Annotated in this window: 15 protein-coding genes; 8 read left to right on the top strand and 7 right to left on the bottom strand. The window is 46.0% G+C overall.

The features are described from left to right. Window positions 1–21: 21 nt before the first annotated feature. From BW716_RS12480 to BW716_RS12455, 6 genes are all read right to left on the bottom strand, one after another. Window positions 22–1,014 (bottom strand): L-histidine N(alpha)-methyltransferase, encoded by a 993-nt coding sequence (locus tag BW716_RS12480; protein ID WP_083722888.1) that lies wholly within the window; start codon window positions 1,012–1,014, stop codon window positions 22–24. Window positions 1,015–1,041: 27 nt separating this feature from the next. Next, on the bottom strand, window positions 1,042–2,190 hold the full coding sequence (egtB, locus tag BW716_RS12475) for an ergothioneine biosynthesis protein EgtB (protein WP_083722887.1): 1,149 nt from the start codon (window positions 2,188–2,190) through the stop codon (window positions 1,042–1,044). Next, a complete protein-coding gene (locus BW716_RS12470) occupies window positions 2,181–3,728 on the bottom strand; it encodes an ABC transporter permease/substrate-binding protein (RefSeq protein ID WP_083722886.1) in 1,548 nt (515 codons plus the stop codon). Before BW716_RS12470 ends, egtB begins: the two co-directional genes overlap by 10 nt. Next, window positions 3,715–4,614: an ABC transporter ATP-binding protein gene (locus tag BW716_RS12465; RefSeq protein ID WP_083722885.1), complete on the bottom strand. Its 900-nt coding sequence runs from the start codon at window positions 4,612–4,614 to the stop codon at window positions 3,715–3,717. Before BW716_RS12465 ends, BW716_RS12470 begins: the two co-directional genes overlap by 14 nt. Before the next feature lie 79 nt (window positions 4,615–4,693). Continuing rightward, a complete protein-coding gene (locus tag BW716_RS12460; protein ID WP_083722884.1) occupies window positions 4,694–6,073 on the bottom strand; it encodes a mercuric reductase in 1,380 nt (459 codons plus the stop codon). Between the two features lie 31 nt (window positions 6,074–6,104). After that, window positions 6,105–6,386, bottom strand: coding sequence for a DUF427 domain-containing protein (locus tag BW716_RS12455; protein ID WP_083722883.1), 282 nt, complete (start codon window positions 6,384–6,386; stop codon window positions 6,105–6,107). 277 nt (window positions 6,387–6,663) lie between these two features. Here BW716_RS12455 and BW716_RS12450 point away from each other — a divergent pair, with 277 nt between their 5' ends. From BW716_RS12450 to BW716_RS12440, 3 genes are all read left to right on the top strand, one after another. Beyond that, complete coding sequence (locus BW716_RS12450; RefSeq protein WP_083722882.1) at window positions 6,664–9,141, top strand: XrtN system VIT domain-containing protein; 2,478 nt, start codon at window positions 6,664–6,666, stop codon at window positions 9,139–9,141. Beyond that, on the top strand, window positions 9,138–10,496 hold the full coding sequence (xrtN, locus tag BW716_RS12445; RefSeq protein WP_083722881.1) for an exosortase N: 1,359 nt from the start codon (window positions 9,138–9,140) through the stop codon (window positions 10,494–10,496). Before BW716_RS12450 ends, xrtN begins: the two co-directional genes overlap by 4 nt. A gap of 407 nt (window positions 10,497–10,903) precedes the next feature. Further along, window positions 10,904–14,779, top strand: coding sequence for a PAS domain S-box protein (locus BW716_RS12440; protein ID WP_083722905.1), 3,876 nt, complete (start codon window positions 10,904–10,906; stop codon window positions 14,777–14,779). Here BW716_RS12440 and BW716_RS12435 read toward each other — a convergent pair. Next, on the bottom strand, window positions 14,763–15,587 hold the full coding sequence (locus BW716_RS12435; RefSeq protein WP_083722880.1) for a hypothetical protein: 825 nt from the start codon (window positions 15,585–15,587) through the stop codon (window positions 14,763–14,765). The two genes, BW716_RS12440 and BW716_RS12435, sit on opposite strands and share 17 nt — an antisense overlap. A 194-nt stretch (window positions 15,588–15,781) precedes the next feature. On the opposite strand from BW716_RS12435, the gene BW716_RS12430 reads away from it, so the two are divergent. The 5 genes from BW716_RS12430 (at window position 15,782) to BW716_RS12410 (ending at window position 22,776) form a co-directional block, all read left to right on the top strand. Further along, entirely contained in the window at window positions 15,782–16,324 is a 543-nt protein-coding gene (locus BW716_RS12430) for an AraC family transcriptional regulator (protein WP_235643629.1), read from the top strand. A 66-nt stretch (window positions 16,325–16,390) separates the two neighbouring features. Then, complete coding sequence (locus tag BW716_RS12425; RefSeq protein ID WP_083722878.1) at window positions 16,391–18,544, top strand: heavy metal translocating P-type ATPase; 2,154 nt, start codon at window positions 16,391–16,393, stop codon at window positions 18,542–18,544. A 5-nt stretch (window positions 18,545–18,549) separates the two neighbouring features. Then, the gene (locus tag BW716_RS12420; protein ID WP_083722877.1) at window positions 18,550–18,753 is read left to right on the top strand and encodes a heavy-metal-associated domain-containing protein; all 204 of its coding nucleotides are present in this window, start codon (window positions 18,550–18,552) and stop codon (window positions 18,751–18,753) included. 198 nt (window positions 18,754–18,951) lie between these two features. Next, window positions 18,952–19,521, top strand: a complete 570-nt coding sequence (locus tag BW716_RS12415; protein ID WP_083722876.1) for a peroxiredoxin — start codon at window positions 18,952–18,954, stop codon at window positions 19,519–19,521. 96 nt (window positions 19,522–19,617) lie between these two features. After that, window positions 19,618–22,776 (top strand): SusC/RagA family TonB-linked outer membrane protein, encoded by a 3,159-nt coding sequence (locus BW716_RS12410; protein ID WP_083722875.1) that lies wholly within the window; start codon window positions 19,618–19,620, stop codon window positions 22,774–22,776. The last annotated feature ends 17 nt before the right edge of the window (window positions 22,777–22,793 follow it).

Genomic DNA, 22,793 nt, shown 5'->3' with positions numbered 1-22,793 from the left:
CCCCTTTTTTCTGAATTTATTTTACGCCTGCCATAAACTATCTACAAACCAACCTTTCCTGTCCGTAAAGTGCGCGATGGGCTCAAAGCCAGCCTGTATAGCCAGTTTCTCTGATTCATCCAGACTATACTTCTGTGAGATCTCCATATAGATCGTTTCGTACTTTTTAAACTCAATCGTCTTATTTAAAATATGCACTTCCTGGTCCTCCAAACTCACAAGATAACTCTTGCAGGCGCCTGTACCCGGATCGTAAGTAGGATAGTGGTCGAATTTTGACAGGTCAAAATCCGCCTCCATTTCCCTGTTAATCCTGGTGAGGAGGTTCAGGTTGAACTCGCGCGTAATACCTTCTGAATCATTGTACGCATTCAGAATAATCTGCGGATGCTTCTTCAGATCGAAACCTGTGAGCAACATATCGCGGGGTTGTAAATAATTGCGCAGCTGGCGGCAGAACTTACGGGTTTCTGCAGGGGTGAAGTTGCCGATATTGCCACCCATACATAGTACGACTTTAGGTCTTGCCGATAGCGTCTGTACCATACGCAGCATCTCGAAATATTCACCGTGCAGCCCATGTACCTGCAACCCCGGTAAGCGCTCAGGTAGGTTTTGCTCCAGTTGACTGATCACATTTGCACTTATGTCAATGGGGTAGTAAGTGAAAGAGTGATCTATATGTAGTAATTCCTGTAAGAGGTGTACGGACTTGGTCGCATCGCCTGCACCCAGTTCTACAACATCGAAAGTATCTGTGAGCGATGCAATCAGCGCACTGATCTGCGCGGATTGTTCCTGCATAATTTCCATCTCACAATTCGTCGGGTAGTATGCCGGACAAGCCATGATACGCTGAAAGATGCGGTCTCCGTTGTCATCATAAAAATACTTAGCGTCGAGATATTTATCTTTTGCATTCAATCCCTGCAGTACATCACGATGAAAAACGGGCAATTGTTCCAGCTTCGGGGTCAATACAGTGAAAGCATTCATTACAGAGGTGGTAGCCATAATGTAAACTTAATTGTTGAATGAGAATTATTTAGCTAATCTGATGCCAGTATATTGCCATCTCAGTGGCGGATGGAAAAAATTTCGGTAAGTGATCCGGCTATGTCCCGGTGGAGTGGCTACAGAGCCGCCTCTCAGTACCATCTGGCTCACCATGAACTTTCCGTTATATTCGCCGATAGCGCCGGGTGCTTTTACAAAACCGGGGTAAGGAAGATACGCACTTTCTGTCCATTCCCATCTTTCTCCCCACGCCAGTTGCGGTGCGGCGGCTTCCCATTCATTTTCTGTAGGAAGGCGCAATCCTTTCCATGCCGCGAAAGCAGCGGCTTCGTAATAACTGATATGCGCCAGTGGCATGCTGGGGTCAATGGCCCTGAATCCTTTTAAAGTGTAATTCATCCAGTCACCATCTACTTCATGCCAGTAAAGCGGGGCGTTGATCTTATTGGTTTTTACCCAGTCCCATCCCTCGGCGTGCCAGTGACGGAAGTCCGTGTAACCGCCAGCCTTCATGAATTCCAGGTATTCAGCGTTCGTGACAAGCGCACTGCTGATACTAAATTCTTCCAGGTACACCTTGTGTCTGTTCAGTTCGTTGTCAAAGCAGAAACCTTCGCCGGTATAACCGATTTCGTAGATACCTGCCGGGAAAGCAATGAAATGACTGCTGGCCACCGGCTGTTCTTTGAAATTGTAGTCCTCCTGGTAAGCGGGGAACAAAGGATTGTGCCCTAAGATATATTTTATATCAGTGACAAGTAATTCCTGGTGCTGTTCTTCATGATTTAAACCTAAAGTGATCAGTGCGTGTAATTCTTTGGATATATCCTGTGCGAGTAATTTACCCATTTCTTTATCTACGTATTCCCTATAACGGTATACATCCGCCACACCTGGTCTGCTAAGATTTCCCCGATCTGTACGAATAACTCTCGCACCTACGGATTCATAGTAGCTATTAAATACAAAGTTGTAATCAGTATTAAATATCTGGTAGCCGTTTAAATTTGGCTGTAATACAAATGTTTCAAAGAACCAGGTAGTATGGCCTAAATGCCACTTGGGCGGACTCACATCTACCACTGGTTGTACCACATAATCCTCTGTTTGTAAAGGCGCGCATATGCTCACAGATCTTTGGCGCACGGTGTCGAAAGCTTGCTTTAATTCCATTGTAAGTATTTTGTCAGGTCGCTGATAGTCTTAATTTTTAAAGCACTGGCCTGTTGTCTGCGCATCATTAATGCATACGTATTATTGAATCCAACAGGTGCCAGCCATTTAATATGATAGCGTTGTTGAAAGGCCGCTGCCACGTAGTCATAAACTTTATCAGCCTGTCCACCCAATGAATCGAGGGTAGACGGAGGTGCCAGTAAGATGACGAGCAGACCGGTACCGGTATATTCCGGGTACAGGTCAATCTGTGCATTGGTGAGTGCTTCAAAGCAGATCTTTGTACCTCCCAGACCGGTCATTGTTTCTACATGCAGATCAGTAAAACCTTCAACCAGTAATTTGTACATATTTGCGAGGATGTAGCCGTCACCAAAGATCTTGGCGCCAATGCGGATCGTACCTTTTGTACCCGTTCCGGGTGATCGCAGCAAGTGGTGGGCATCGAGAAACTCCTTAGCAACAACAGCCGGGGACTGTTTTAAAATATCTACCCGGTAATTCAAGGCCGTCATGATACTATCATTAATTGTACCAGACAGTTTATCGAGGGCCGGGGCCAGTTCGGGGTATTTGTCAAGCACGTCCTGTCTCACAATTGGTGCGGCGTAATACGGCGGAAATATGTGTTTGTCATCCTGTAATACCTGGAGGTCATACGCTTTTACACGGCCATCGGTACTGCTGCCGCTGATTACGTCTACCTTTTTGTCGTAAGCGGCTTTGTACATGATCATATCGCTGATTACCACCGTGCGAATTTTTAATCCATAGATCTTTTTTAAACCTACATCTCCATCATTCCGTCCCATGAATTCCGGGGTAAAGCCTGCGAGCAATTTAGAACCATAAAAGTCAGGGAGCAGGTAAAAAGAGGATAGCACCAATATCAGCAGCGGCAGCAGGAACACCTTGCGGAATTTGATGCGGGAGAGGCCCCAGTCGAATAAGATAGCGAGCAAGGCCGCAGGAATGGCACCAGCCAGGATCATGTTCGTGTTGTTGAGCGCGATACCACCGAAAATGAATTCCCCTAAGCCACCGGCAGCAATGTAGGCAGCGAGGGTGGCGACACCCACATTGATCACGGTAGCGGTTCTTACACCCGCCAGTATCACAGGCATGGCGAGTGGTAGTTGTACTTTAAATAATAATTGACGGGGGCTCATACCGATACCGGTCGCCGCTTCGATAACGGCGGGATCCATCTGTATGATCCCTGTATAAGTATTGCGTACAATGGGCAATAGCGCATACAAAAATAACGCGACGATAGCAGGTAAAGGGCCAATCCCTAACAGGGGAATCATGAAGCCTAAAAGGGCTATACTGGGGATGGTTTGTAATACTCCTGCAATGCCCAATACGGCACCTGCCATTTTAGGCCTGCGGGTGATGAGGATACCCAGGGGCACACCAATCACAACGGCGATCAACAAAGAGATAAAGGTAAGGCCGATATGTTGCAGGGTTTGTTCCAGTATTTTGCCGGATTCCTGCTGTAGAAAGTCAATAAAGCTGTTAGCTGGTTCCATGCATATGTTTAGATTGCCTGTACTGGTCTACGGCATCCAGCAGTGTATTGCGGGGCATGCCGGCGGCGATGGCGTCCCATATGGTCAGGGTATCATTGCCATTGATTGGCGCTAACCATGGCCGGATGTCGGCGATAGTGAGTGCTTTCAGTTCCAGTATAAAGCGGTGTTCATCAAAAAAGGCTTTGACAAAGTCATTAGCGGGTGAAAATAAGAGTTCGGCGGGTGTGCCGGTTTGCTGTACTTTGCCTTTGTCCATGAGGCAGATTTGCGTGCCCAGTTCAAAGGCTTCCTGCACATCATGGGTGACCATGATGATGGTTTTAGATTGTATTTCGTCGAGTGCGCGAAATTCTTTTCTTACGCTGGCGCGGGTCACGGGGTCAAGTGCGCCAAAAGGTTCGTCCATGAGCAATACGGGTGGGTCTGCGGCGAGTGCGCGGGCCAGACCTACACGTTGTTGCTGTCCGCCACTAAGTTGTTGCGGATATGCATGGAGAAAATCGGAAACAGGGAGATGGAGTTTTTCCATCAATGCCGCTACTCTCGATGCGATGCGACCTGCATCCCACCTGAGCAGACCGGGTACCACGCCGATGTTTTCACCTACGGTGTAATGGGGGAAGAGACCGTGATATTGTAGTACGTAACCGATGCCTCTTCTCAGGGATTCCAGTCGTTGGGATAATACGGATTGACCGTTTACAAAAATATTCCCGCTGTCTGGCAATAACAGGCGGTTGATCATTCTGAGTGTGGTAGTTTTCCCACTTCCACTGGTGCCCAGCAGAATAAGTGTTTCTCCTGCATTCACTTCGAATGATACAGCAGAAACGGCTGGCTTACCGTTGAGGAATGACTTGCTCACATTTTCCAGTTTGATCATATGGGGATGAAATTACTCATATTGTTTTTAGGAACAGGGGAATCTTTGATTTGTACAAATTGTTCCGTAATAAGTACAATTACTTTGTGATGCTCATGAAAAGATTGTTCAATGATTCTGTGTACAGTGGATGCGCAAAGATCATTTCCCGGATCTGTGTAGCGGTCATGCCTGCCATCATGGCGATTTGTAGTACGCTCATGATTTCACCGCCGTTATGGCCTAAGATTGCGGCGCCTAATATCCTGCCTGTTGACTTTTCGACCACTGCTTTCATAAAACCATCTGTGTGTCCTGTTTCAATAGCGCGGGCTACTTTAGACATATCCAGACAGGCTACCTGGATATCGAGACCCTGTTCGCGTGCTTCCTTTTCTGTTAGCCCAATTCTGCCTAATTGCGGATCGGTAAATACGCAATAGGGGACAGGTCTGCCAATAGTGGTTTCGTTCTTTTTTTCGACTAGATTTTTGAGCAGGATGAGATGATCATTGTAGGAAATATGTGTAAATGCCGGGTCTCCTTTTACATCTCCAAGGGCATAGATGCCAGGTACAGAAGTTTCCAGTTTTTCATTCACAGGAATAAAGCCTTTTTCGTCGGTAGTGATGCCGGTAGTATCTAGGTGTAATTCCTTTGTCTGCGGTGTACGGCCGGATGCAACGAGAATATGAGAGCCGGTGACGGTGGTACTTTCACCATTGGCATTCAGTACGATCCTCACGGCATCGCCGGCGCCTTCAATTTGTTTGATAGTTGCACCTGTATGTACTTTGATGCCAGCCCCTTCCATGATCTTTTTCATGGCGGCAGACACATCTTCATCTTCTCTTTTCAGCAAAGTAGAGCGTTCGATGATCGTGACCTGACAACCAAACCGGCGGAACATTTGTCCGAATTCCAAACCAATGTAACTGCCACCCAGTACGATGAGGTGGGAGGGAAGGGTTTGCAGATCCAGTAAAGTCGTATTAGTAAGATAGGGTACCTGATTTAGGCCGGGAATATCCGGGATCTTTGGGGAGGTACCGGTATTGATAAAGATATGATCGGCTGTAATGGTTTCGGAGCTGCCTGTTCTGAGTTTTACATCCACTGTTTTGGGGCCGTTAAAGCTGGCAGTGCCATAGTAGGTAGTGACCCCATCCGTATTTTCCAGCCCTTTGGTAGCCCCGCCTCTGAAGGAGGTGACAATCTCATTCTTGCGGGCGATGATTTTTTCAAAATCGAGTTGAAAACCGGACACAGTGATCCCCCATTGCCTGCTGTTGGCCACAGTATGTGCTGCTTCGGCACAGGCAATCATTGCTTTTGTGGGAGTGCATCCATCATTAATGCAGGTACCGCCTATCCATCGTTTTTCTATAATGGCTGTTTTCCAGCCTGCCTTTGCCAGTTTTTTTGCCAGGGGAACTCCCCCCTGACCAGAACCAATGACGATCGCATCAAATTTTTGCATTCCCGGGTTTTTAGTAAGTAGGATCAATGGGTTACCGTAACACTTCTACACCTTTCCAGAAGGCGATGTAACCTTTTATGTTGTTTGCAGCATCTTTGGGAGCTGGGTAATACCAGGCTGCGTCTTTGTTTACTTTTCCATCCACGGTTACATCATAGTAGGATGCTTCTCCTTTCCATGGACAGATTGTGTGGGTCTTGCTGGGACTTAGCATTTCCTGTTTTACGGCTTCGGGAGGAAAGTAGTGATTATGTTCGACTATGACAGTTTTTTCGCTTTCTGCTATTACTTCCTTTTGCCAGATTGCTTTCATCGTGTTGTCGTTTAAGGCGTTATAAATACGTGGACAAATTTTATACCATTGAAATGAGTGCTTCCTTTCTTTGCGCGATAATGATTCTTCCTTGATTAATGTCAGTCTTCATTTATAAAAAGTGGAGACAGAAGGTAGGGAATTTTTTTTAAAAAGGACTTGTCTGATTGAAACTATTTCCTTTACTTTGTATTTCAAAGTGAAAGGTGTTTCACCAGATTGGCCATGGTCGATTTTTTTAGCCCTATAAGCTTTGAAATACAAAGTACTTTATGATATGACAAATAAGCAATATTTTCAATTCATGTTCCGGGATGAGCGCCTTTGGGTGGGTTTACTCCTTATTCCTGTTACCCTTGGATTCTACTTTTTTCCTAGGATGGTTCAAAGCCAGTCGGAGGACACATTTCCCCTATTTCTGTTAATTTATGTGTCCGTTTTGTTGTATTTCGTGTTTTTATGGGGGAAGGGTGGATTTAAAAAGGGGAGAAGGAGCCGCAATGCATTTGCAGTGTACCTGACCTTGTGCCTCATCAGTTGTTTTGCGTTGAACAAATGCATGGAAATTTTCGCAGTTTCTACTGACTGGTGGGCGATTACATTGGGAGTGTGTTGCATCAACAATATTGCCTATGGTTTTAAAGAGGGATTTCCTCCTGTGGTGAGAACCATTATGGCATTCATACTGGGTGTTTCTACCTGTTGTTTTTTATACCTTATGTTCTGTATGTTGCCCACCTGTATCATTGGCGCTATTGGTATGATTGTATTTGGTATTGGGGGGCATGTGTTCATCCCGCTGTTGTTTTTGATCTATACTTATAACCTGGTATCTGCCTGTGTCTGGTTCAGGCCAACATACCGGTATGCCTACCTGGTTGGTATCGGGAGCGTGGTGGCACTGATCATTGTATATACTATGCTGTGGAAAAACGCTGTTTCTGCCATTGATGATGCTTATCTCAGGACAGACAATGAAGACCTGCCAGCATGGGAAAATGTAGCGCGCAAGACACCTGGTAATGCGATGACAGAGAGGGTGTTGAAGGCAGGGATCGTATACCAGACAGGGAACGATGCTTTTGGTGACTGGAGTTTCTTTGATATGCCCAGGAGAAGAAGCTTTTATGATGCCGAGCAATTGCAGGATCCGCTGCTGGTGATCGCCTCCCTGACCGGCACTGCCTATATACCGGAAACAGAGGCGGCCCAGGTACTGACCGCCATGTACGACAGCCGTCAGGAAACACAGGAACGGCTGTGGAGCGGCGATAAACTCTCTACTATTCAGGTACGTACCAATGCGAATATCTGGCCTTCGCTGCACATGGCGTATACAGAGAAAACGATCAATGTTTTCAACGCGGAGATGAGTAGAAATAGCTGGAATAACCAGGAGGCTATTTACACTTTTCACTTGCCCGAAGGAGGTGTCGTGACTTCCCTTTCCCTCTGGATAAATGGCAAGGAAGAAAAAGGTATTCTAACTACCAAAGAAAAAGCGGCGGAGGCGTATGAAAAAATTGTGGGTCATGAATACCGTGATCCCAGCGTGGTACACTGGCAGGAAGGGAATACGGTGACGGTACGTGTGTTTCCAGTGGAAGGGCAATCCGGCAGACAGGTTAAAATCGGTATCACGACGCCGTTGTTACAACAGGGCAAGCGACTGGTGTACCAGAATATCTGGTTCCAGGGGCCGGATGCAGGCAGTGCCCGCGAAGATGTAAACATCAACTTCCAGGAGACACCGGTAGGCGTGGAATTGCCCGGAATGTTCAGTCGTACGAAGAATACTTTTTCCAGCGTAGGCCCTTATGAAGCAGACTGGCAATTATCTGTGATCGATCTCGGCATACGGAGTAACCGTTTTAGTGCCAATGGGAAGTCATTCTTTGTAGCGCCTTACAAACAAGAATTGGGTGGTGCTGATATCAAAACTATTTACCTCGATATTAACCAGTCATGGACGGAAGAAGAATTTAAAGAAATATTAAATCTGCACTATCCCGTAAAGGTGTATATCGATAATCAATGGCATACAGCCACTGGTGAGAACTTTGGGCGACTGGTCAAAGACCGGTACAGTTTATTTCCTGTATACAATGTACCTGATCGTGCATCCGCATTGGTCATTACGAAGGGAAATGTGATGTCTCCCAATTTGGGTGATCTGGCAGGAAGTGTATTCAGTGAACAAATAAAGACGTCATTAAAAATACCAGGGAAAATGCAATTGTTTAATCTTGGTGGCGAGCTGTCTCCTTACCTGCGTACACTGAAAGAATACCGTTTCTTCCGGTATGCGGATGGAGATGTAAAAGAGCTGGCGCAATGGCTGCCGCAGCACCAGTTTCCCAGAGATATAGAGAATGATAACCGTGTAGTGATAGCACCCGCAGGTGTGACGATCAATATGGATGATCAGACGGGGGTAAGCAATGCGCCTGATCACCTGATGCGCTTATTTGCTTACAACCACATCATGCAGAAAATGGGGCCGCAAAAAATGTCGGACAGTGAGATCATTGCCACTGCAAAAGAATCTTATATCGTGACCCCGGCCTCCAGTCTGATCGTACTGGAAACACAAGCAGATTATGACCGTTTCGATATACATGATGACGCCAACAGTCTGAAGAACGCTTCCCTGAAAGGCAAAGGGGCGGTGCCTGAACCGCATGAGTGGGCTTTGATCATAATAGGGTTAGTATGTATCGTTTGGTTTAAAAAGAAACGCGCTGTAGCAATATGAGGATCCTTATACTTGTGTACCTTGTCCTGTTCCTTGTAGGGCTGCAGCACTTTGTGGATTGGCAGTCTGCCGGTTTCCTGCTGGGACTGGCAGCGCTGCCCTTCACGACCGAATTCGATCAAACAAAAAAGGGAAGCCAGCGATATTTTTATATCTCTATTGGCTTGTTCGCATTGTTTCTACTGGTGCCGGTGCATACATTTTATTATCTGGCATTGATCACAGCAGTTGTATTTTGTTTGGAGATGTATGTGGGAAGGATTAATCTGTTGCCTATGCTGGTAATGATCTGTATGTCGCCGGTATTCCGGTTCTGGGCGGACCTGTTTACATTTCCCATTCGTTTGCAACTGACCGCGCTGGCGGGGAGTGTGGTGATGGGGGCAAAAGTAGAGGGGAATATCATTAGCTGTGGTGGACAGGATTTCTCCGTAGATCCCGCTTGTATGGGTTTGCAGATGACGGTGACTGCTATGTTGTGTGGAATGATCATTATAGGAGGATTCCAAAAAAAGTATAGAAAATATCTATCGGTGGGCATGACCCTTGGGGTATTGAGTGTAGCGTTTGGATTGAATGTAATAGGCAATTTAATACGGATCATTTGTCTCGTACAGTTTAAAATAATGCCGGATACCCCGTCGCATGAGGCGGTAGGAGTGATGTCATTAGTAGGTTATGTTATAGTGCCTTTTGTTTTTTTCAGCAGGTATATGATCATGCGGTTTGGTACTCCGGTTGTGGTAGAGAAGAAAATATACCGGATTGTACCTACTGGTCCTTTATTGTTACGGAATGGTATATTGCTGCCGTGCATGATCTATGGCTGTTATGTAAACCTGCGTCCGCGGCCTGTGGTAGCGCATGCATTGCCTGTGAAGACCGCAGGGTATATTGTGAAGAATTTACCTGATGATGTTACGCAGTTAATGAGTAAGGATGCGTTGGTGTATGTGAAATTTATTCCTTCCTATTATTATTCAGAGCATCATCCTATGATCTGTTGGAAGGGGAGTGGGTATACATTTGAAAAGGTACAGGAGCAGGTATGGGATGGCAGGTCTGTTTATACTGCCTTGTTGGTGGAGGGGAATACAAAACTATATACCGCCTGGTGGTACGATAATGGAAAGCATCGTACGAACAGCCAGCTGACCTGGCGATGGGATGTGTTTACAGGGGCAAGACCTTATTCATTAATTAATGTCACCGCATCCGACGAGGCGACCTTAAGAAAGGTAATAAAGACATTTGCCCCTGCATCAGGAGTTGGAGGTGAAGGCTACGCATGTTTTATATCCGCTGTTGACAAGAAATTCGCTGTTGAAAGATTTTGCGGATCATCCGAAAGGTAAGGCGGTGTATGCGAAATTAATGGAGGGAATGGGAACCATGTTTGGTGGGGGAGAAAGTAAGGAGCCGCTCACGCCTGCATAGGAGGAAGCGAAAAAGAAAATGCAGGCGATGATGGTGGCGATATTGAATGAAATGCCGGTAAGCAAGTTGGTAACGATGGGAGGAGGGAGGTTTACAGAAGAAATGCTGGATGCGATGTTCAAGCAGGTACAGTAACAAAGAGGCTTATTATGGTAGAGAGCGGTGATTTGGTTTTGGCAGAAGGCCAAAACCAAATCACCGCAAAGCGAAAAAAGACTTTTGCCGAAGGCAAAAGTCTTTTTTCGCTGTTTAAATCGGCTGTTTAAATTTGAACAGTTTTAAGGATTCTGTGTTATATAATACTTATCTCATCGTTCCAAAATATATGAAAGCAACCAGTTCTACCCAGCGCGAAGCCGAAAGATTGAATATACTGGCTGGCTATCACATTCTTGACTCTCATCCTGAAGAGGAATTCGACCGGCTTACCACCCTCGCTGCCCTCATCTGCAATACCTCCGCCGCTTGCATCTCCTTCCCCGATCAGGACCGCCAATGGCTCAAATCAGCTATCGGACTGAATTTCAGAGAAGTGCCCCGCGAATGGTCCTTCACAGAAGAGATCCTCCGCACCAACAGCTATGTAGAAAAGCCCGACATTGGCGAAGGCAATTTCTTCCGCTTTTTCTCCGGCTACCCCATTCGCGATCCCAAAGGCATCATCCTCGGCGCCCTCTGTGTCATGGACGAACAACCCCGTCAGTTGCAAGAGAGCCAGCGCCATGCACTTGAACTCATGGCGAACGAAATTATGACCCTCATCCTGAACCGCCGTCAGAAAGAAGAAGTCTATTATTTAGAAAAACTTTTCCTTCTCTCAGACAACCTTGTTGGTCTCGCTACCTCCGCCGGTGTGTTCAAAAAGGTCAACCTTGCCTACACCCACATCTTCGGTTATTCACCGGAAGAAATGCTGCAAAAGAACATCCTGGAAATGATCCATCCCGATGACCAGGCAGCCTCCCTGGTCGAAACCAGCAATATGATCGCCGGTAAATCTACCATCGCCTTCGAGAACCGTCTCCGTACCAAATCAGGTGAATGGCGCACCATCTCGTGGATGGCCACCGCCGAACCCGATACCCAGGATATTTTCAGCATAGGCCGTGACATCACCGAAGAACGCAGAAAGGAACAGTTGCTCAGCGAAAGCGAACGCAACTTCCGCACTTTCTTCGAAAACTCCCCAGGTCTCATGTGCACCCATGATTTGCAGGGATATTTCCTCACTGTAAACGAAGCCGGTGCAGCAGGATTGGGGTATACCTTGGACGAACTGGTGGGTGCCAGCCTGTTCGATATTGCACCGAAGGAACTGCACCATGAGGTGCGTGCATACCTGGAGCAGATCAAAAAATCAGGCAAACTAAACGGGTTGATGAAAGTGCTGAAGAAAGACGGTACACGCATTATTCTTCATTACAATAACGTACTGGTAGACCAATACGTCATCTCTAACGCTGCGGACATTACTATCCATTATCAGCTGGAAAAAGACCTGAAGCGCTCCACCGAAATGCTGGAACGTACGAATAAAGTAGCACGTATCGGCGCCTGGGAAATAGACATGCACAATGGAAACGTATTCTGGTCTGACGTAACCCGAGAAATACTGGAAGTAGCCCCTGATGAACCTGCCCGTTTTTCCAACGGTATGCGTTTTTACAAAGAGGGCGAAAACCGCCAGCGTATGCAGGCCGCACTGGCAGAGACCATCGCCACGGGCAATTCGTTCAACCTGGAACTGGAAATCGTGACCGAAAAAGGCAATGACCGGTGGGTACGCAGCCGCGGCAGTGCGCAGTTTGAAAACGGTCAATGCAAGCGACTCTTTGGCACCCTGCAGGACATCACAGAAAAGAAACTCGCGGAGATAGAACTCAAAACCCAGAAATTGCGGCTCTCTACCTTTGTGGAACACGCTCCTGCGGCAGTGGCCATGTTCGACAAGGAAATGCGGTATATTGCCGTGAGCCGTCGCTGGCTGGAAGAATTTCAGATACAGGGGCAGCCCGTACTGGGCATCTCTCACTACGAGGTATTCCCCAATATATCAGATCATTGGAAAAAGATCCATGCCAGTGCACAGTCAGGCGAAGTACTCAGGGAAGAACATGATGTATGGCGCCCCGAAGGCTGGAACCATGATCAGTACCTGCGTTGGGAAGTAAGACCCTGGTTTCAGTACGATGGCAAAATTGGCGGTATTATGATGTTCACACAGGATATTACTGAAGCTTATCTGCAGCAGGAAGAATATAAACAGGCAAAAATACAGGCCGAACAGGCGAATATTGCAAAGTCGGAATTTTTGGCTAATATGAGCCATGAGATCAGGACCCCGTTAAATGGCGTTATCGGCTTCACAGACCTTGTTTTAAAGACACAACTTACAGAGTCTCAGAACCAGTACTTATCGATCGTAAATCAGTCTGCAAATGCCCTTTTAAGCATTATCAATGATATCCTCGACTTCTCAAAGATCGAAGCGGGCAAACTGGAACTGGATATTGACAAATGTGATCTCTACGAATTCTGTAGTCAGGCGAGTGATATCATCAGTTACCAGGCGCAGAACAAAGGGTTGGAATTGTTACTGAATGTCTCCTCCAATCTGCCCCGTTTTGTATACATAGATGAAGTACGCCTGAAACAGATCCTTGTGAACCTGATGGGGAATGCCGTGAAATTTACCCCAGCGGGTGAGATCGAGTTGAAAGTGACGCAACTGGACAGGGATGACCTTTTCCGTTTTGAAGTACGTGATACGGGTATTGGTATCCGGCCAGAGAAGGCGCATAAGATCTTTGAAGCGTTTTTACAGGAAGACGTTTCCACCACAAAAAAATATGGTGGTACGGGGTTGGGTCTCACCATCTCGAACAAGTTACTCGCATTGATGGGCAGTACCCTGCAGCTGGAAAGTAAACCGGGCAAAGGGAGCCGTTTCTTCTTTGACATCTCTGTAAAAACAGAAGATGGTGAACGCATTCACTGGGAGAACATCGACATGGTCAAAAATGTATTGATCGTGGATGACAATGACAACAACCGTGTGATCCTGAGAGAAATGCTCTTCCTGAAAGGGATCAGTTTTGTAGAAGCAAAAAATGGTTTTGAAGCGCTGGAGATCCTCTCAAAGAAAAATCACTTCGACGTAGTGCTCATGGATTATAACATGCCTTTTATGGATGGTATTGAGACCATTGAAAAGATCAGGAAAAATATAGACGCCGATCCCCGGCAGAAAATAATCTTACTGCATAGTTCCTCAGATGATGAAAGGATCATCAAAGCCTGTGAGCGCCTGCAGGTACAACAACGTCTTGTAAAACCCATTAAAATGCAGGAGATGTACAACGCCCTGTCCCGTTTATTCAAAAAAGAAATGATCATACCTGTTACTACTGAAAACACCGCACAGAGTGCGAGGGGGGATGGTTTTAATGTGCTCGTGGTAGAAGATAACCCGATCAATATGTTTCTCGCCACGACTATTATTCATCGCATCGCACCCGCAGCTGTGATCCATGAAGCGAATAATGGTAAAGAGGCATTAGCAATTTTGAGTCATATCATGCCGGACATTATTCTCATGGACATCCAGATGCCGGAGATGAATGGTTATGAAGCCAGCAAACTGATTCGCACGGATTATCCTGGTTTCAGGGTGCCTATTATTGCGCTGACAGCAGGCAATGTAATGGGTGAGCGGGAGAAATGTATAGAAGCGGGTATGGACGATTTTATGGCAAAACCTTTTGTAGAAAATACCATGGTGGCGATGTTCAATAAGTGGTTGCGGTTGGATAAACCACATGAGCCGGAAGAGCTGGAAGATAAAGCGGAGGTATTAGATGAAGAATATTTAAAAACGTACCTGGGTGATGATGATCCGGCGTTTATGAAAGAGATCCTATCACTGACAGTCAAGGAATTTAATAAACTGATGGCGGAGTTTGACAGTGTATTGACAGGCGAAAATATGCTTACTTTAAATGGCTGGGGGCATAAACTACGTGGGGTGGCACTGACAGTGGGGTTGATGGATCTGGCATTGCTGGCGGAGCAGATTGAAGGTGTGAAAAATATACAGCCGGAGGCCTTACAGGAATTGGCAATAGAAGCCAAAGAAAAGATCAGTAAGGCGATCCGGCTGATAGAAAATTATATTGATACGGCGCTTAGTCTACACTCGTAATGAAGTTATTGAACAGCTTCACATATTCCTCTTTTACTTTTTGATCAGTATCATTGAAGAAGTATGCGGTGAAACCTCTTTCCAGAGGTTGTGACTGTGTATTGGCCAGTTGGAGTGGTCTGGCGGCAACGGCGCCGATTAAGCTGTTTTTATAAAACACCAGTACAACCCTATACAGTGGAGACGGATCATCCACGGAATTATCATAGTTCTGATATTCGAGGAATGGTGCATTTATACCTGTATTTTCCAGCTGGAACTGTTTGATAAACGGCTGCATATCAGGCAGCAATCTGCCACTGTGAGTACGCAGGTAGTCTGCGAGTGCTGTTTCGATCACAGAGCCCGGTTTGATATCTTTCTTTTGAACATAACCAAAGAAAAACCCTGTCAGTTCTCCATGCATATTTTCGCCGGTGGTGACCAGGTGAAGGTCATCCAGTGCTTTGCCGACGACTTTGCCTGCGAGGGTGAGGGCCTGACCTTTTTTGATGATCATACTCTTTTCCTGAGCAGCATTGACAGCGATTTCAATGCTGGTTTCCGACCAGCCGTTCTTAGGCATGGTGGCATCCAGCAGAACGTTGTCATTCATGGATACGAGGGGCTTTCCGTCGATGGTATCTAAAAGGGTGACGGTGCCATTGGTCCTTTCCGCGATAATTTTATCAGGAAGAGGACTGGACGTGGAACTGGCAGACTGTTCGTTTACGGTAAGGGAGCTGTCTGCATCAGGTAAGGGCTTTTTCGCATTTTCTGCACAGCTGCACAGGAGGCCGATGAGCAGAAATGGTAAATACTTTCGCATGATGATGTTTTGTAAGACCGGCGCAAAGGTAATCAATTTCGGGTTCTTTCCATTTTTGAAGGGGGACCGCAGTATCTGGTGCAAGGGGCTTCATTTGACGAAGCATCCCGGTAATCTTTTTCAATGGATATAGGTTGTTTGTCCCTATAACTAAGATAGCATAACTTTGCCAAATGCATTTGTTTATAAAAAACATGGTTTGTAACCGCTGTATTATGGTGGTGAGCCAGGAACTGGAAAAGCTGCACATCCCCTTCAATAGCATCTTGCTGGGGGAAGTGAGCATCAAGGAGGCGCCTGCACCGGAACAACTGAAGGTACTGAGCGGTAACCTGAAAGAACTGGGTTTTGAACTGCTGGACGATAAAAAGAATGCGCTGGTGGAGAAGATCAAAACCACTATTATCAACCTTATTCATGGCAAGGATAATGATACCTTAAATACCAAACTGTCTGTATTTCTGCAGGATAGCATCGGGGTAGAATACCATTACCTGTCCACCGCCTTTAGTACAAGTGAAGGACTGACGATAGAAAAGTACGTGATCCTCCAACGCATTGAAAGAGTGAAAGAACTGCTGCAATACGACGAGATGAACCTGAGTGAAATCGCTGACAACCTGGGTTATAGCAGCGTACAGCACCTCAGCCAGCAGTTTAAGAAAATTACGGGTATGACGCCCAGCGCCTACCGCCAGCTGAAAGAGAACAGCCGCAAGCCACTGGATCAGGTGTAATAATTATATACATTTTATACCTGATCATATAACAGCCCTTCCCTTTGTCCTTGGTAGCTTTGTACCATGGGACACCTAATAAAAGAAACCTTCCCCGTTCTGGAAATGAGTTGTGCTGCCTGTGCAGTAAGCATTACTTCCATGCTGCACTCTGTACCCGGGGTGGAGGAGGCAATTGTCAACTACGCCAACCAGACAGCCCTCGTGACCTATGACGCAGATCAGGTAACCCCTGAAACCATGCGTAACTCCCTTCGTAGCGTAGGATACGACCTCGTCATTGAAACCCATAACAGGGAAGAAATACAACAGCAGGCACAACAAAGTCATTACCAGGCTTTGAAGACCCGTACTATTATTGCGATCATATTATCGTTGCCAGTAGTGGTGATCGGCATGTTCTTTATGAATATTCCTTATGCTAACTGGATCATGTGTGTATTGTCCACGCCGGTGATATTCTGGCTTGGAAAAGGTTTTTTTGTGAACGCCTGGAAACAGGCCCGGCATGGGAAATCCAATATGGATACATTGGTCGCGCTGAGTACAGGTATAGCCTGGATCTTCAGTATATTTAATACAATCAATCCGCACTTCTGGATGGCCAGAGGATTGCATGCACATGTGTATTTCGAAGCAGCGGCAGTGGTGATAGCATTTGTATCATTGGGGAAATTACTGGAAGAAAAAGCGAAATCAAATACTTCTTCTGCATTGAAGAAACTGATGGGCTTACAACCTAAGACAGTGCTTGTAATGAGACACAATGAGCAGGTTGAAGTACCGCTGGAAGCCGTGCAGGTAAATGATACCATACTGGTAAAACCCGGTAATCGTATTCCTGTGGATGGAGTGGTAGTAGAAGGCGGGTCTTATGTAGATGAAAGTATGATCAGTGGAGAACCTGTACCTGTATTGAAAGAGAAAGGCAAGCAGGTATTTGCAGGCACTATCAATCAGCAGGGTAGTTTTCAGTTCAAAGCAGAGAAGGTAGGTGCGGATACCGTATTGGCACAGATCATTCGCATGGTGCAGGAAGCACAGGGTAGTAAGGCACCCGTGCAGCAGTTGGTTGATAAGATTGCGGGGATATTTGTGCCAGTGGTGATTGGTATAGCTGTGGTAACATTTGGCATCTGGATGGTGGCAGGTGATTTTACACATGGATTATTGGCAGCAGTAACAGTATTGGTCATTGCATGCCCTTGCGCATTAGGATTAGCGACGCCTACAGCGATTATGGTAGGAATTGGCCGCGGTGCGGATAATAATATTCTCATCAGGGATGCAGAGAGTCTGGAAAAAGGATATAAGACGAATGTAGTGTTGCTGGATAAAACCGGGACGATTACAGAAGGGAAACCTACGGTAGAAAGTATAAATATTGATGTGGCTTTGCTGCCTGTATTGTTAGCGATGGAGTTGCAATCTGAACATCCCTTGGCACTGGCAGTCGTGCATCATTTGCAGGAGGATAATATTCAGCCTGTACAACTTTCGCAAATAGAAAGTATTACCGGTAAAGGTATTGTAGCTTCTTATAATGGTCACCGTTACCTGGCAGGGAATGCAGCGTTGTTGAATGCGCATGGTATAAAAACAGATAGGAGTGCGACTATTATCATGGCAGAGGATGATAAAATCGTAGGCTATATCAATATCTCCGATAAAATAAGACCAACTTCCGCAGCTGCAATCACTCAGTTAAAACAACAAGGCATCACTGTCTACATGCTCACCGGTGATAATGAAAAAACAGCAGCAGCTGTGGCTCAGTCAGTAGGCATTGAACATTACAAAGCAGGAATGCTCCCGGCAGATAAAGCGGCGTTTGTAAAATCATTGCAGTCGCAGGGAAAGATAGTGGCCATGGCAGGAGACGGTATCAATGACAGTCAGGCACTGGCACAGGCAGATGTCAGTATCGCGATGGGGAAGGGTTCAGATATTGCGATGGATGTGGCGAAGATGACCCTCATTACAGCCGATTTAAAGGCCATTCCCAAGGCTTTGGCTTTGTCAGGGCTAACAGTGCGTACTATCAGACAAAATCTCTTCTGGGCCTTTATTTACAATATTATTGGTATTCCGCTGGCTGCCGGCATCCTGTATCCCGTTAATGGGTTTTTATTAGACCCTATGATCGCAGGTGCTGCCATGGCTTTAAGCTCTGTTTCAGTAGTCAGTAACAGTTTAAGATTAAAATGGATTAAATTATAAATACTATGAAATTCAAGACAAATATTAAATGCGATGCGTGTGTGGCGAAAGTAACACCTTATTTAGACGCATCACCAGCGAAGGATGCATGGAAAGTAGATACGAGCACACCTGATAAAATACTAACAGTGAATGATAATAAAGGATTATCCGCGGCTGATGTAATCAGGCAGGTGGAAGCTGCAGGGTACAAGGCCAGCGAGATTTAATAAAAACGGATTTTTATGGAAAGCCGCTTCTGCCAAAGGTATGAGCGGCTTTCTTTTTTGCGTGTATGAAAATTTAACAAATAATTTATAACCCTACTTGTTTTGTAGAGTATTTAATTATCTTTGTCCCCGTGAAGTTGTAACCTTAACCTCCTCTTTACTGTAGTAACTGATCGCTTAACTAGTAAACAAAGTACAATGAAGAAACTGTTGTTATGTAGCGCGGTATTGGGTTTTGCCTTAACAGGATATGCTCAGACAGCTGCACCTAAGCCAACCAAAGAAGTAAAATATGAGAATCCTGCCGCCGACAGCAGAGGGTACCTTGTTAAAGTAGGCGATCAGGCTCCTGATGATTTTGAATTGGTATTAACCGATGGTAAAAAAACTACGCTCAAAGAATTGCGTGGTAAAGTAGTGGTACTTCAATTCACCGCCAGCTGGTGTAGTGTATGCCGCAAAGAAATGCCCCATCTGGAAACAGAAGTATGGCAGGCCAATAAAAATAAAGATTTTGTTTTAATAGGCGTGGACAGAGATGAACCTTTGGAAAAGGTCTCGAAGTTTCATGATGACATGAGCATCTCGTACCCGCTGGCGCTCGATCCCGGCGCAGCTATCTTCCGCCGCTATGCCGACAAAAACGCAGGCGTGACAAGGAATATCGTCATTGACAGAACAGGGAAAATAATATACTTAACAAGATTGTATGATGAAAAAGAATTTGCAGCCATGCTGTCTGTAATCAATGAGCAATTAAGCCACTAAGCTTCTCAACATTTTATTTATTAATTCAACCAACCAGTACACAGGGCGAACACTGTGTGCTCAGGACTTTATTACCTCCTATCAAGCAAAGAAACAATGAAACAAATCGTAAGCGCATTACTGCTGCTATCCCTTTACCTTGGCGCAGCTGCACAGTCACGCCGCATCACCGGTAAAGTTACAGCGAAGGACAACGATTCCCCTATCCCCGGCGTATCTGTAAAAACAACCGGTAAGGCTATTGGCGTACAAACCGATGGTCAGGGTAACTTCTCTATCGAAATACCTGAAGGTGTTACTTCGCTGGAATTCACCTACATCGGTTACCAGAAAATAATTTTACCCATTAGTGGAAATACTGTCAATGCCAAACTGGAATCTACTGCCAGCGGTCTGAATGAAGTGGTGGTAGTAGGTTATGGTACACAGACAAAAAGAGAATTTACCGGTGCTGCTGCACGCATCTCCGGTGCACTCGTGAAAGATGCACCTGTGCAGAGTTTTGACCAGGCCCTCTCCGGTCGGGCTGCAGGTGTGAGTATCGCATCGCCAAACGGTGTGCTGAATAACCCGCCTGTGATCCGTATCCGTGGTGTGAACTCTATCTCCCTCAGCTCTTATCCGCTGGTAGTGATCGATGGGATTGCTGTTAATACCGGCAATATCTCTACCAGTACTTCTGTGCCTAACAACCCGCTGAGTGATATCGATCCTGCAGACATAGAGTCTATCGATGTACTGAAAGATGCGGCATCTACCTCCATCTACGGTTCCCGTGCTGCTGGCGGCGTACTCCTCATCACTACCAGGAGAGGTAAGGAAGGGAAAGCTAAAGTAATATACGATGCATGGGGTAGCTTAACAAAAGCAGCCCGTCTGCCTAAACTGCTGGATGCAACCGGTTACATGAAATACAAAAACGAAGCGGTATACAATTCGAAAGTATTGGGTGGTAATGAAAACAATAGCAGCGTAGCTTCCGAATTGTTCTTCCCTAACTATAATGCAGATGGCTCTCTGGTGAATACTAACTGGTACGATTATATCTATCGCACTGCCTATTCTCAGAACCATAACATCAGCGTATCTGGTGGTAACAAAACAACAAATTATTATTTATCCGCCAACTATTCTAACCAACAGGGTTTTGTGGTAGATAATGAATTCAAACGTAAGTCACTTCGTTTCAATGTTGACCATGAAGTAACCAAATGGTTCAAGATCAAAGCTGGTGGTGCATACAATACATCATTCAACCAATCTCAGAACACAGGTTCCCTGCCTAACAGTACCTTCCTGCTCATCGGTGCTGCACGTCTTGCCACTGCACTGGCACCCAACGTGTCTGTGTATAATGCCGACGGTAGTTACAACCTGAGCTCAACAGGTACGTTAGGTATGGGCAACAACCAGGTGACCAACACCCTGTGGAATGCAAAAGCATTGTTCGACCTGAGTAGCTATACGACAGAGAACGATCGCTTTACAGGAAATATAGGTGCAACCATTAAGTTGCCGTATCACTTTGAACTGAATACTACGTATGCGATGGACAGGCTGAGAACTGAAAATAATACGTGGTTAAGTTCTCAACTGGGATCTTCCGGTTATTCTGTAGGGGGTTCTGCTACCAATGTGAGCGCACTGCGTAATAACTGGGACTGGGCGAGCACTTTGGGTTTCAATAACAAATACCGTAAGCACCACGTGACTGCATTATTGGGTTATGATGTACAGAAATTCGAGACTACTTCCTGGGGTGCTTATGCCACTGTAGCGGCAGACAATTTCTTTACTAACTACGAAGGTAGTTACAGCACCGTAACAGCAAGCGGCAATAGTAAAAGTGAAAAAGCATTCATCTCTTACTTCTCCCGTGTGACTTACGACTTTAATAACAAGTACTTCCTGACTGCCAACTTCCGCCGCGATGGTAACTCTGCACTGGGTGCCAACAGCAAGTTCGGTAACTTCGGTGGTGTGAGCGCGGGCTGGCTGTTATCTGAAGAAGGATTCTTCAAAAACCTGCACATCGAAAATATTGTAAACAATGTGAAACTGCGTGCCAGCTGGGGTCGTGTAGGTAATGGTAATGTGACCAACGACTATGCCAGCCAGAGCCTGTACAGTGCTTCGCTGTATGGTAGTGCCGCTACCTGGTACCTGAGTCAGGCCGGTAACCCTGATCTGTCCTGGGAAACCAGTAAACAAACTAACCTGGGTCTGGATCTGGGGCTGCTGAATAACAGGATCCAGGTAGAAGGTACATGGTTCAACAACGATGTAAATGGTCTGATCCTGAGTGCACCACAATCTGCATCCAAAGGTATCCCTGACAATGCCATCCTCATGAACGTAGGTGCTATGTATAACCGTGGCTGGGAACTGGGTGTAACAGCCAGCGTGATCCGCAAGGAAAATTTCAGCTGGGATGCAAGCTTCAACTATACACACATCAAGAATAAAGTAACAGCACTGGCAACAGGTAACTCAGACATCATCGGCTATACTCACACTTCGTCCGAAGCAAGTAACGTAACACGTGTAGGCTACTCTGTTGGTAGCCTGTATGGTGCCAAAACGGCTGGTGTGAATCCTGAAAACGGGCGTCGTATCTTCATCAACAAAGCAGGTGAGAAAGTACAGTACAGTGCTACAGTCGCTTCCGGCGAGAGTAACTGGACTTACCTGGATGGTACCACGGCTACTGCGATTTCTGCCAGCGACTACTACCTGCTGGGCAATGCATTGCCAAAATGGTATGGTGGTCTGAGTAATACTTTCCGTTACAAGAACTTTGATCTGGGTATCAACCTGACTTACGCAGGTGGTAACTATGTAATGAACGGTACCAAAGCCACCCTGAGAGATCAGCGTTTCTATAACAACTATACAGACATTTCCAAACGCTGGACGACTGTAGGTCAGAAAACCGACATCCCTCGTCTGGTATACAATGACCAGATCTCCAATGGTTCTTCTTACCCGATTTCAGCGAACGTAGAGAAAGGTGATTTTCTCCGTTTGCAAAGTCTGACGCTGGGTTACCGTGTACCTGGCCGCGTATTTGGAACTTCAGGAATCAGCAGTGCACGTATATATGCTTCCGGCAACAACCTGTTCCTGCTTACTGGTTATACAGGTACAGATCCTGAATCAAGCAGCAATGGTAACTCCAATACCACACCGGGTATTGAGAAGAACGCAGTGGGTCAGGGAAGAACTTTCACAGTGGGTATTAACGTAGGATTTTAATGTAAAACAAATCAGGA

It is taken from the genome of [Flexibacter] sp. ATCC 35208 (assembly GCF_001975825.1).
Lineage (GTDB): Bacteria > Bacteroidota > Bacteroidia > Chitinophagales > Chitinophagaceae > Chitinophaga.
This window is presented reverse-complemented; position numbering and strand designations above follow the sequence as displayed.